Origin of the sequence: Flavobacterium glucosi, assembly GCF_048286535.1 — a bacterium.
Lineage (GTDB): Bacteria > Bacteroidota > Bacteroidia > Flavobacteriales > Flavobacteriaceae > Flavobacterium.
On record NZ_JBLVPK010000002.1, the window covers coordinates 298,894 to 310,707 of the forward strand.

An 11,814-nucleotide genomic window follows, 5' to 3' on the forward strand; every position below is an offset into this window, starting at 1 on the left:
TATATTAAAATGGTGTTATTTCTTTACCAAATTTTAATGGAATACAATTAATAATTTATCTTTTCTATAAACAATTATTGCTGTAACTAGATTCCAAAAAAGTAAACTGGACACAAAAGCAATTGCTGCTCCAGTCATGGAATACATCGGGATTAATATATAATTTAGAATTAAATTAAGTAATACCGCAAAAATTAAAACGATTTGGAAAACACTCTGTCTTCCTGTCATATTCAAATATATAGCTGATACTCCAAAAAAAGAAGCAAACAATTGACCTACCATTAATATCAAAAGCGCTTGTTTGCTTTGGGTATAATTTTCTCCAAAGAAATATAAAATATTTTCGGAAAACAAACAAACAAATAAAACAACAGGTAAAGTTAGCGCAACAATCATTCTGGTGCTTTGTTGCAATGCCTTTGATAGTTCTTTTTTATTGTTGTCAGTGTAAAGTTGCGCGATTTTTAAAGAAACAGAAATATAGACTGAATTATTAATCATAAACAAAATAGAAACTAACTTCATTGCAATGGCATAATAGGCAACCGTTTCATCACCTTTAAATTTTTTCAAAAACACTACATCAAAAGTCATCATCAAAAAAATAGCTAAACTACTTATGGCCATTGGATATGATTTATGAGCAATAAAGCTATACGAAAAAGAATTTGTATCATTTGATAGTAATAAATCTCCATCTTGTTTTTTGAAAAGTCGAAAAATAATAATCGTAGTTATAATTGCAAGTGCAACAAATCCTATCAAAAAAGTGTCTACTAAATAGGCTTCTTGGTGATAATAAAACAAAATAATAGCTCCAAAAATAACGGAAACATACTTAAACGTGTTTCTAAATAATTCAGCAACGTAAACTTTGTCTAATGCTCGAATTGTTTCGGTATTAAACAAGGTTATCGAATAAAAGAACAAAGCAATAATTGCTTTAGCCATCAAAACATAGGAGCTTTTATCATTGAAAAATAAATTAATACTATTTTGACCAATAACAAAAAAAATAAGCAACATCAGCAAACACAATACTAGAATAATCACTACAATTTTTTTATAAATTGCCTTTAATTTTTCGGTTTCATTTGTGCTTTTTAAAATGCCTGTAAAATATAATATAGATTGATCAGCGCCAAGAACGCAAATACTGCTTAAAACTAATAAAATCATTCTTATAAAGTCGAATTGGCCAATGATTTTCGGGTCGTAATTATGCGTTAAAAACAATGAAAATCCAAAAAGAGTGACTACGCCTATAATTCTTAAAAACATCGTTTTTAAACTCTGTAAAACAAATGGATTTTTTTTTATTTTATTGAAACCCATATTGATTTTTTCAAAATTTAAGGAAATGATAGTAACTGATTAATTAAAACCTATTCAACTTTATTTAGTTTTAAAAGAAAGTGAAAAACAATTAAATCATTTTTGATTTTCTCATTTGGTTTTTATAATAATCTGAAAATAAACAAATTAAAATAAACGAAAGCAAAAATAAAACTGGCAAAACTAATTTTAACTTTCCATTGACTGAGTTCGTATTTTCAATATTTAATGTTGAACTATTGTCTTTTATAATTTTGTCCAATCCAACTAATTCTACTCTACGAATTCCTTGTTCTTTAATCAAAGTCTCTTTCGTTTTAATCACATCGTTTAGTTGCGTATTCTCATTATAATAAACCAGATTATTACTTTTTGCTCCTTTTATGGTATTAGAAAATGCATTCAAAACGCCATTTATTTGTGAAATAATAGTATCATTTTGAATAATTTCTATTTGAATATTATTTACTGTTTCTTTTTGTACTTTTTTATAGTAATCCGTTTCGTTTAGATAGATTAAAATGGGTTGAACAGTTTCAATAATGTCTGTTTGTTTTTTAGTTTTGAAAGTAATCGTATGTAAGCTGTAATTCTTACTGGTCAAATTATCTTCAAGGATTTTTTTTATGTCTCCACCCTCTGCCATCAACTTGATTAATTCAAAGTTCTCTGTCTTATTCTCAATGAATTTATAAACGTCCGTTATGGGTTTGATTTCAATTTTGAGTATTTCTTTAGGACTTTTAATCCCTACAATTTCTTTCAGAAAAACGATATCCCTCTCTTTGATTTTAGATTCAATCAAGTCAATTTTTGAATATAAATAATCCGTGCTTTCGAAATTTGGAGTAACTATAATTTGATGATCATAGGTTTTTTTTATCACATCCAAATAAAACCCTAATCCAACTCCAATTACCAACAAAATGAAAATTACAATAGCCTTTTTTACAAAAAACTGAATACATCTAAATAAAAAGGTATTAATCCATTCAAATAATCTTCCTATTTTTTTAGAAATTTGTGTTAAATCAATCTCCTGATCCTCTTGGTTATTGGGTTGGTTTTTGTTCATCCTATGTTTTTATTTTGTGTTGAAAATTTGTTCCAATATTTTAATGGTAATCAAATAAGTAGGCTTTACACCCGTTGTTCCCAGTCCGCCTGAAGCCAATGTACTTCCGGTTTCAAGAGGATTATCTGATGCATAATACGCATATCTTACTTTTACATCATGAGGAACACTTTTTCTAATTTTTGAAGCGGATTGAATGGCTTTTTGGTAATAAGAACCTTCCATTTCCAGACCAATAATACCCCAAGTTGATTCATGGAAAAATTTTAATAAATCTCTATTTTGTAATGAAGTTCCCAAAACGGTTACCATTGGTCCGGCAAAAACAGCAATATCATTACCTTCAAACATATCGGCGGTTAATTCATTTTCGAAAAAATAATTATCTGCTGTTCCTTCATTGATGTGTGCATTCGGAATCATAATATCTCCTTTTCCACCTTCCAGAATTCCCGCTTTCCCCATGATAGAAACGGATTCAACATTAAGCAAAGTCGCTTTTTTATACGGTTTCAATAACTCATCAATGGTTTCATACGCTTGCTCTCCAAAAGCGTAATCCATAACAATCAGCACCGGTTTTTTGTCTCCGGTATTTGCCTTTGGAAATGATGTTTTAGACCAATCAATTTGGGCTGTATCAAAAATCTGAACGTCTATATTTGTTCCTGAGGTATCCGGTAACGAAAACATTCCGTGTTTCAAAGCTACTGCTGAAACCTGATTACGAACTTCGTTCGCACCCGATTTGCTTAATTCTTCATAAATAAAGAAATCAGACTTGTCTTTAAACGTTGTTTTTAAAACCTCCGTGGCAAAAATAGAATTCATCACACTGTGCATGTTCGCACTAATCACATGAATTGGACGGTCTAAAAGTTGGTTTTCTTTCAAAACCTCCTTAATGTTAGTGGCCCAAATTTCACCGTGAATATGATGGCCCAAACGTTCCCTTAAAATAGGACTAAACGTTATAGTTCGCTTATTATCGTCTACTATTTCTTCAATCGCCAGTTTTCCCAACCAAAAAATAACGTGTAAAAATCGATCTGGCGCAGCGGTTGAGCCAAATGTATCATAAATATCCAATACTTCCTCAAATGTCCTTCCCAGGATATTGGCAGCATGCGAAATGGCTTTTTCTTTTTCTACAAGAGTCAATTTTTTCTTTTGGGAAACGGCTTGTTCCAGTTTGAACCAATCGCGGGAAACTTCACCGGCATCATCCAGTAAAACCCTGTTTCTAATTTTGTGTGATTCAATGAAAATAAACGTCAAATGCGTCAAAATATCATAAATATCCGAACGTCCACGGGTAATTTCCACGTTCATTTGTTCTTCATCAATACGGTAACAATTGCGGCGTCTTTTAGGTGGAACAATCGCCTGAAAATGAGATTTTGAATACCCTTCTTCTGAAGTTAAATTGATGAATCGACATTCTTCAATTCCTACAGGAAGACGCTCAATAACATATAAAAGCCCATTCAATTCTACTTTTTCATCTGCAATATTTCCATATATTTCAGGACTTAATGCCAATAATGCTTCTCTCAATGTATCTCCGGAAACTCCCATTGGCTTATAAAATCCTCTATTGAAAAGATGACGCATGGTGATGTACATTTTTTCAATTGCTGCTGATGATTCTTGCGCTCTGGAGCGTGATATATTTTTTGTTTCTTTCATTTTCTGCTTATTTTCTAACCTTCAAAGGTAACTTTTTTATTTATTTTTTAATAAATCTACTATATTTCTGTCATTAGAGAGTCTCGGGATTTTATTTTGTCCTCCCAGTTTACCTATGGATTTCATATAATCCTGAAAGCCATTTTTAGCCACTTTGGTGACAACCACTTTCCGCAACACTTTCCCCACAATCAAATCATCATAATACATGTTTTGTTTTCGCATCGCATTGTCCAGCGCTTCCGCAAAAGTAACGCTGTCTTGCGGTTCGTTCTCAAATTCAATAAACCATTCATGATACGGTAATCCTTCTGCCGGCGTGATTTGTGGCGCCACCGTAAATTCATTAATTCGGATATTCGTTCCAATAATTGCTTCCTGCAACGCACTTTCCACTTCCTTGCCAATCACATGTTCTCCAAAAGCCGAAATATAATGTTTGATTCTTCCGGATACTATAATTCGATATGGTTTTAAACTGGTAAACTGAACGGTATCTCCAATGTTATATCCCCAAAGTCCTGCATTGGTAGAAATAATTAAAACGTAATTCACGTCTAATTCCACTTCGCCAATCGTATAGCGCCTTGGTTCCGAACCTTCGGGATCAGTATAAAATTCGTCGCTTTTTATAAATTCATAGAAAATTCCAGAGTTCAAAAGCAGTAACATTCCCTTTTCTTTTTGCGAATCCTGATAGGCAAAAAATCCTTCCGAGGCCGGAAATAACTCAATGCTGTCTACCTTTCGACCAATAAGATTTTCAAATTTGGCACGATACGGTTCATAATTCACACCGCCGTAAATAAATAAATTGAAGTTTTTGAAAATGTCTCCTACAGGCTTCCCTCCTTTTTGATTTAGTTTTTCAAAATACATTTGAACCCAAGACGGAATGCCGGAAATAACCCTCATGTCTTTATTAAACGTTTCCTCGACAATCGCATTTACTTTGGTCTCCCAATCTTCAATACAATTGGTTTCCCAAGAAGGCATTCTGTTTTTTTGAAGGTATTTTGGAACAAAATGCGCCACAATTCCAGACAATCTTCCTAATTTAACTCCATTTTTTTCTTCTAATATTGGGCTTCCTTGCAAGAAAATCATTTTTCCATCAACAAAATCAGCGTTTCCGGTTTCATGAATGTAATGTAAAATAGCATTTCGAGCTGCTTCAATATGAAAAGGCATGGATTCCTTTGTCAACGGAATGTATTTTGCCCCAGAGGTAGTTCCGGAAGTCTTGGCAAAATAAAGCGGTTTTCCTTTCCAAAGGATATTTTCCTGACCTTTTACCACCTTATCTACGTAAGGTTTCAATGCTTCATAATCTCTTACTGGAACTTGTTTGGCAAAATCCAGTTCGGTTTTTATTTGGTCAAAATGATGGTCAATACCAAATTGTGTTTTCTTCGCTTCTTTAATTAATTTTTGTAAAACCTTCTTTTGAGTTTCAATTGGATTATTGGCCCAAAGTTGTGTTTTCTTGTATATTTTTTGTGCAAATAACTTTGCAGCAGTAGATTTTATTGACATTTTTATTTTTGTTCTTTAAAAGATAAAAGTCGGTTTTTTTACTCCATTTTTGATTTTTTAGAAAGTGCTTTTTTTTCTTCTTTCCCCACTTGCTCTCTCAATTCCAATTCTTGCTTTGATGCAAATAAATCAGCTTGAGAAGGTACTTTATCCACAGCCGAAAGTATGGAATCTTTATTGAATTTTGCATATTCTAATTCTCCTGTCAACACTTTTTGAATCGACTGGATGTACGCTTCATTTTTCTTTAAAGCTCGCGACAAAGAATCTGATTTTAAAGCCAGTTCCATTGCGTCCTTCTTTAATTTTGAGGAAGAATAACCTGGAATAAATTCTCGCAAAGGAGTAAAAGCAATAATAAAAGTAGTAACAAATGTAATAATTATTGCTCCTAAAGTCGCTACCACAAAAACATTCATTAAAGTAAGTTTTAAAGAAAATGTCTCTTCAAAAGTATCTTCGTTAAGTATTATTAAACGTCGTTTATTGAATAAATTTTCCTTGAGTTTGCGCCGTTTTAGTCGTTTTTTTGACATACTTTTTTATTATTGAACAAATATAACAATTATTGTCGTTGATTGTATTCGCTTGTTTTTGTTCACTTTTCTTAAGCTATATTTATTTTTAATAAATTTTTAACGGTTTTTAAACCAAATAAATACAACAAAATGAGTTTCCGTTAACTAATTCTATATACCTTTGCTCTTAGATGTATTACAAATTTGCTTCGGCATAAATTATTCAATCATGGGAAGATTAGGTGTTACAGAAATCCTTGTTATATTGGCGATTGTTTTATTACTTTTTGGAGGCAAAAAAATTCCAGAATTAATGAAAGGTTTAGGAAGCGGAATTAAAGAATTCAAAAACGCAGCCAAAGACCCTCAACCAGCTGATAAAAAAGAAGAAGAAGAAACAAAATAAAAAAAATGCTTTTCAATCGAAAAGCTTTTTTTTTGTTTTAAAGTATCATACTCAACTGAATGCGTTTTCTATCTTCATCCACTTCCGTGACTTTGACCTGAACATGTTGGTGTAATTTCACCACTTCATTCACATCGCTTACAAAACCTGCTTTGAGTTGCGAAATGTGAACCAAACCACTTTCTTTTACTCCAATATCCACAAAACAACCAAAATTGGTAATGTTATTCACAATTCCCGGCAAAATCATTCCTGATTTTACATCTTTTATCGTTTTTACATTGGGGTCAAATTCAAATACTTTGGCTGCTTTTCTTGGATCTAATCCCGGTTTTTCGAGTTCTTTGATAATGTCTTTTAAACCTAGCAAACCTATTTCCGGAGTAATGTAATTTTCTGGTTTTATTAAAGCCGTTTTTTCTTTGTTTGCAATCAAATCATGCACCGTCAATTTTAAATCTTTTGCCATTTTCTCCACAATTCCATACGCTTCCGGATGAACTGCTGAATTATCCAATGGATTTTTTGCATTCGAAATTCGGATAAAAGCAACGCCTTGTTGGTACGCTTTTTCACCTAATCTCGGTACTTTTTTAAGTTGCTTTCGGTCTTGGAAAGGACCATTTTCTGAACGGTATTGCACGATGTTTTCGGCCAGCTTCTCTCCTATTCCACTCACATAACTCAACAAATGTTTACTGGCCGTGTTGATATTTACTCCAACCGAATTCACGCAACGAATCACCGTACTGTCCAACTCTTCTTTCAGCTTATTTTGATCCACATCGTGTTGGTATTGGCCTACGCCAATCGCTTTTGGGTCAATTTTTACCAGTTCAGCTAATGGATCACTTAATCGTCGTCCGATAGAAACCGAACCACGAACCGTCACATCGTAATCTGGAAACTCCTCTCTCGCAATTTTTGAAGCGGAATACACCGATGCTCCTGCTTCGGAAACGATAAAAACCTGAACCGGTTTATCAAAAGCGATTTTCTTAATAAAGAATTCGGTTTCACGCGAAGCTGTTCCGTTTCCAATGGAAATCGCATCAATTTTATACGAATTGACCATCGAACGAATTTTTTTCATCGCCATCGCTTCCTCTTTTTGTGGCGCATGCGGATAAATGGTTTCGTTATACAACAAATCTCCTTTTTCATCCAAACAAACAATTTTACAACCGCTTCTAAATCCAGGATCAATTGCCAGAATTCGTTTTTCTCCCAAAGGCGGAGCCAGTAATAATTGCCCCAGATTGTTCGCAAAAACCTGAATAGAATTGGCGTCAGCTTTGGCTTTGGCTTCATGCAAGGATTCATTTGAAATTGCCGGATTCAGCAATCGTTTGTAACTGTCTTCGATGGCTAATTGTACGTGAGATGTGGTTTTATTTTGACCTTTTAAAACTAATGCATCAATAATAGCATACGCTTCATCAATATCAACTGCTACTTTAAACTTGATAAAACCTTCATTTTCGGCACGAAGCATCGCTAATAATCTGTGTGAAGGTGCTTTAGTCAACGGTTCTGACCAATCGAAATACTGATTGAATTTCTGCGCCGCTTCGTTGTCTTTTTTTGTTTTTACTACTTTGGTGGTAATGGTGGCTTTGCGTTCGTACAATCTTCGAAGTTGCTTTCGAACATAAATATTTTCATTAATCCATTCGGCAATAATATCACGTGCTCCTTGCAAAGCTGCTGCTTCGCTGATGATATTTTCATTCAAATATTGTGTGGATATAAAGTCGACATCATCATTATTTTGTGCCATGATGATTTTTGCCAATGGTTCCAGTCCGTTTTCGCGGGCAACATCCGCTTTCGTTTTTTTCTTCTTTTTAAAAGGCAGATAAAAATCTTCCAATTCCTGTAAATCAAAGCTTTGTTGGATTTTTTTTTCTAATTCTGGACTTAGTGCATTTTGTTCCTGAATCGATTTTAAAATCGCTTCTTTACGTTTTATAATGACTTCGTATTCTTTTTGAAGCTTTGCAATTTGTTCTATTTTCACTTCATCCAGATTTCCTGTGGTATCTTTTCGATACCTCGAAATGAACGGAATTGTACAATTCTCCTGTAACAATTGAACGGTTTTTTGAATGTTTATCGCTGCAGTGGCAACAACTTTTGATATGAATTGTATATTAGTCATTTTAAATTTAAAATTATAAAATCATGTTGCTAAAATAGTATCTTTGAGTCAAACCTCCTTATTTATGTCTTTTTTATTCTGGTATTTTCCACTTATTAACTTGGTTGCTTTTTCCGTAATAGGAGTTGACAAACGGCTGGCTATTCAGCAAAAATGGCGCATTTCTGAACGTAATTTATTGCTTACTAGTGTAATCGGCGGAACAATTGGTTCTGGTTTAGCGATGCTTATTTTCCGACATAAAACTTCAAAAATGTCTTTTTTATGGAAGTTTTTTTTAATTGGTATACTGCAGGTTTTTATAGCGTATTTCTATGTTATAAAATCTAAATAATTACTCTTGTTAATTACTTCAAAAGTAGCTTCCGGATAGGCTTTGGCGAAAGCAGCTGGAATTTTAACTTTTTTAGTTTCATTCCATTTAAACTCAAATCCCGCCAGATCTTCTCCCTTTTCTTCAAGCCAATCCAGTTCTTGCTGATCATACGTGCGCCAGAAATAATTATTGGTTTTTATTTTTAGGTAATTTTGTTTTTTAACACGTTCTACGGCCAAGTAATTTTCCCATAAATCGCCCACATCTGTTCTGGAATCCAATCGATTATAATTATTAATGATGCCGTTTCGAATGCCATTGTCATAAAAATACCAACGGCTGGATTTCACAATTTCCTTTCGAAGATTGCGACTGAAACCTTCTACTTTGAAGATAATAAACACTTTAGAAAGCAAATCTAAATAGTTGGCCACTGTATTTTTAGACATTTGCAACTGATTTGCTAATTCCTGTAACGAAACTTCTTTTCCTAATTGATACGCTATCAAACGCAGCAAATCATATATTTTATCGGCATGTTTTATTCCTTCAAATACTAAAATATCTTTCAGTAAATAGGAATTAATAATTTCATACAAATACTCTTTTTTTTCCTCCCAATCTGAATACTGAATCAGTTCGGGATAACTTCCAAAAAGTAATCTTTCCTCTAATTTTTCTGTAGTTTGTTTGTAATTTTCGTATTGAGAATATTCCATTTGTGCAATTGGAAAAAGATACAACGTGTTTTTTCGTCCCACTAATGGTTCACCTAGATTGTTGTTTAAATCAAAAATAGAGGAACTTGTCGCAATGATTTTGATTCCTTCAATAGAATCCACAATTAATTTTAGAATCAAACCAATTTCAGGAATCGTTTGGGCTTCGTCTATAATCAGTACATCAATATTGAGTAATAATCGCTTGTAATTCACTGCAGAACGTTCTTTGAGTAAATTTGCATCATTGATATCTTCTCCGTTCAGTTGCAAATAACTTCCGGTAGGAATAGTTTGAAGATAATTTTTTAGTAGTTCGGTTTTACCAACACGACGAGCGCCTAGTAAAATCAATACTTTATTAGGAAGTACTTTTTTACAAAAATCTTGAAATAGTGCTCTTTTTAAATAATTTTCCATTCTGTCTGATTTAGCAATCTAAACCAAATATAATTAAAAAATAGTAATTCAGTCAACGCACTGACTAAATTAATGTAAATTTAGTCAGTACGTTGACTGAATTAATGTAAATTTAATCACTAAAATTTCTAACAAGAAATTTTATCTACTCTATTTTGATGTCTTCCACCTTCAAATTCAGTATTTAAGAACGCTTCTACCATTTCTACTGCTTGTGGAATTGAAGTAAAACGAGCGGGAATACTAATAATATTCGCATCATTGTGTTGACGCGCCAAAACTGCAATTTCTTTCATCCAACATAAAGCAGCGCGAACTTTAGACTGTTTATTCACTGTCATAGAAATTCCGTTTCCGCTTCCGCAAATAACAATACCAAAATCAGCTTTTCCATCAGCAACATCAGTAGCAACCGGATGACCAAAATCAGGATAATCCACACTGTCTGCAGAATCAGTTCCGTAATTTGTTACTTCATGTCCTTTTGCCTTAAGCATTTCAACAATTGCTTTTTTGTATTCTGGACCAGCATGATCGTTTCCTATGGAGATTTTCATTTTTACTATATATTAAGTTGTGTAATGCAAATTTAAATAAAGAAATCTAGTTTTGCAGAATTTAAATTTCGCTTCTTTAATCCAGTATTGCAATTGATAAAAAGTCCTTAAAAAGGAAACTCATTCGTAGGTATTATAACTATCAGATTACTATTGAATTAATGGTTATCAATAATTTTAATAAATTTATAAATAGCTGTAAATCAATAGGTAATTTATATTTAAAATGTTAAAAATTTACATTGTTAATAGTGAAACGCAATTGATTGATATTCAGTTAACTTTAAATTAACATATAATGTTCATAACTTTAGATAGAATATTAGAAGTTTTTTATGGTTGTAACCAAAAAATAAGTAATCCAAAACCCACATTAGAAATCCAAATTTAGTTCGTTGAATTTTTAGAATAGTTATCACTATTAAAAAGTAGTTTATTAACAAATTTTAAAAAAGTACTTATTTACAAAAGCAATTCTTTTTAGATTATTAACCATTGTTAATTAAAATTAGAAACGACTTTAAAACGAAGACTTTAGTATAAAATAACTATGTTGATAAGTTCGTATAACATCTTTTAACTTGATTCCAATACATTTTAAAATAAATTTATTGCCACTATTAACACACTATAATAACAACCAAGAAAGATTTTAAATTTAAATTTTCTTTTTGTTTATTTAAATATATGTTGACAACTTTAAAAAAAATAAAATTCAAAAAATAGATTTTAGTGTTCTAATTTTGCTTTAAACGATCTTAAGATTGTTATTCAAGTCATCTAAAAATTCTTGTACTTTTTCAAAATCATTGATATGAATTTTAAGCTTGATTCCACCGTAAGCAAAACTTCCAAATGGATCGACAGAAACTAAGGTTTCGTTTTCAAAAAAATAATTAATTTTTTCTTGTTCCAATAAATGCTTCAGCACTACAATTTCATGTGAATAATTAAAAATTGCAATTGTTTGAAAGTCTTCCATTTTAATTATTTTTATAAAGATACAATTATTCTTCAAAGTTATATTTTCTTTAAAACTGCTAGCTGTATACCGAAAACAGTTAAGTATTTTGTAATTT

General features: G+C 32.1%; 11 protein-coding genes. 2 read left to right on the top strand and 9 right to left on the bottom strand.

What is annotated here, in order from left to right; all coding sequences use genetic code 11:
- Positions 1-33: 33 nt before the first annotated feature.
- The 5 genes from ACNQGD_RS04475 to ACNQGD_RS04495 form a co-directional block, all read right to left on the bottom strand.
- Positions 34-1,284 carry an MATE family efflux transporter gene (locus tag ACNQGD_RS04475; protein WP_417998449.1) on the bottom strand — a complete coding sequence of 417 codons (1,251 nt, stop codon included), beginning with the start codon at positions 1,282-1,284 and terminating at the stop codon, positions 34-36.
- Positions 1,285-1,429: 145 nt separating this feature from the next.
- On the bottom strand, positions 1,430-2,413 hold the full coding sequence (locus ACNQGD_RS04480; RefSeq protein WP_417998450.1) for a hypothetical protein: 984 nt from the start codon (positions 2,411-2,413) through the stop codon (positions 1,430-1,432).
- A gap of 9 nt (positions 2,414-2,422) precedes the next feature.
- On the bottom strand, positions 2,423-4,102 hold the full coding sequence (locus ACNQGD_RS04485) for a DUF6909 family protein (RefSeq protein WP_417998451.1): 1,680 nt from the start codon (positions 4,100-4,102) through the stop codon (positions 2,423-2,425).
- 36 nt (positions 4,103-4,138) lie between these two features.
- Positions 4,139-5,638 carry a GH3 auxin-responsive promoter family protein gene (locus tag ACNQGD_RS04490; RefSeq protein ID WP_417995725.1) on the bottom strand — a complete coding sequence of 500 codons (1,500 nt, stop codon included), beginning with the start codon at positions 5,636-5,638 and terminating at the stop codon, positions 4,139-4,141.
- A 38-nt stretch (positions 5,639-5,676) separates the two neighbouring features.
- Complete coding sequence (locus tag ACNQGD_RS04495; protein WP_417998452.1) at positions 5,677-6,174, bottom strand: peptidase; 498 nt, start codon at positions 6,172-6,174, stop codon at positions 5,677-5,679.
- Between the two features lie 211 nt (positions 6,175-6,385).
- Here ACNQGD_RS04495 and tatA point away from each other — a divergent pair, with 211 nt between their 5' ends.
- A complete protein-coding gene (gene tatA, locus ACNQGD_RS04500) occupies positions 6,386-6,562 on the top strand; it encodes a twin-arginine translocase TatA/TatE family subunit (RefSeq protein ID WP_417959031.1) in 177 nt (58 codons plus the stop codon).
- A gap of 37 nt (positions 6,563-6,599) precedes the next feature.
- On the opposite strand, the gene ACNQGD_RS04505 is transcribed toward tatA, so the two are convergent.
- Positions 6,600-8,723 (bottom strand): Tex family protein, encoded by a 2,124-nt coding sequence (locus tag ACNQGD_RS04505; RefSeq protein ID WP_417998453.1) that lies wholly within the window; start codon positions 8,721-8,723, stop codon positions 6,600-6,602.
- A gap of 64 nt (positions 8,724-8,787) precedes the next feature.
- Between ACNQGD_RS04505 and ACNQGD_RS04510 the strand changes: the two genes are divergently transcribed.
- Complete coding sequence (locus ACNQGD_RS04510) at positions 8,788-9,057, top strand: DUF1294 domain-containing protein (RefSeq protein ID WP_417992895.1); 270 nt, start codon at positions 8,788-8,790, stop codon at positions 9,055-9,057.
- Here the strand turns inward: ACNQGD_RS04510 and ACNQGD_RS04515 are convergent.
- The 3 genes from ACNQGD_RS04515 to ACNQGD_RS04525 all read right to left on the bottom strand — a co-directional run bounded on the left by ACNQGD_RS04515 (position 9,036) and on the right by ACNQGD_RS04525 (position 11,717).
- On the bottom strand, positions 9,036-10,178 hold the full coding sequence (locus tag ACNQGD_RS04515) for an ATP-binding protein (protein ID WP_417992896.1): 1,143 nt from the start codon (positions 10,176-10,178) through the stop codon (positions 9,036-9,038). The two genes, ACNQGD_RS04510 and ACNQGD_RS04515, sit on opposite strands and share 22 nt — an antisense overlap.
- A gap of 128 nt (positions 10,179-10,306) precedes the next feature.
- A complete protein-coding gene (gene rpiB, locus ACNQGD_RS04520; RefSeq protein ID WP_417995722.1) occupies positions 10,307-10,735 on the bottom strand; it encodes a ribose 5-phosphate isomerase B in 429 nt (142 codons plus the stop codon).
- 748 nt (positions 10,736-11,483) lie between these two features.
- Positions 11,484-11,717: a hypothetical protein gene (locus ACNQGD_RS04525; RefSeq protein ID WP_099713953.1), complete on the bottom strand. Its 234-nt coding sequence runs from the start codon at positions 11,715-11,717 to the stop codon at positions 11,484-11,486.
- Between the last annotated feature and the right edge of the window lie 97 nt (positions 11,718-11,814).

What these genes read in the sequence shown, in the direction of transcription:
- ACNQGD_RS04475 (WP_417998449.1), bottom strand. Translation starts at nt 1,284, where the DNA reads ATGTTTTTAAGAATTATAGGCGTAGTCACTCTTTTTGGATTTTCATTG.
- ACNQGD_RS04480 (WP_417998450.1), bottom strand. Translation starts at nt 2,413, where the DNA reads ATGAACAAAAACCAACCCAATAACCAAGAGGATCAGGAGATTGATTTA.
- ACNQGD_RS04485 (WP_417998451.1), bottom strand. Translation starts at nt 4,102, where the DNA reads ATGAAAGAAACAAAAAATATATCACGCTCCAGAGCGCAAGAATCATCA.
- ACNQGD_RS04490 (WP_417995725.1), bottom strand. Translation starts at nt 5,638, where the DNA reads ATGTCAATAAAATCTACTGCTGCAAAGTTATTTGCACAAAAAATATAC.
- ACNQGD_RS04495 (WP_417998452.1), bottom strand. Translation starts at nt 6,174, where the DNA reads ATGTCAAAAAAACGACTAAAACGGCGCAAACTCAAGGAAAATTTATTC.
- tatA (WP_417959031.1), top strand. Translation starts at nt 6,386, where the DNA reads ATGGGAAGATTAGGTGTTACAGAAATCCTTGTTATATTGGCGATTGTT.
- ACNQGD_RS04505 (WP_417998453.1), bottom strand. Translation starts at nt 8,723, where the DNA reads ATGACTAATATACAATTCATATCAAAAGTTGTTGCCACTGCAGCGATA.
- ACNQGD_RS04510 (WP_417992895.1), top strand. Translation starts at nt 8,788, where the DNA reads ATGTCTTTTTTATTCTGGTATTTTCCACTTATTAACTTGGTTGCTTTT.
- ACNQGD_RS04515 (WP_417992896.1), bottom strand. Translation starts at nt 10,178, where the DNA reads ATGGAAAATTATTTAAAAAGAGCACTATTTCAAGATTTTTGTAAAAAA.
- rpiB (WP_417995722.1), bottom strand. Translation starts at nt 10,735, where the DNA reads ATGAAAATCTCCATAGGAAACGATCATGCTGGTCCAGAATACAAAAAA.
- ACNQGD_RS04525 (WP_099713953.1), bottom strand. Translation starts at nt 11,717, where the DNA reads ATGGAAGACTTTCAAACAATTGCAATTTTTAATTATTCACATGAAATT.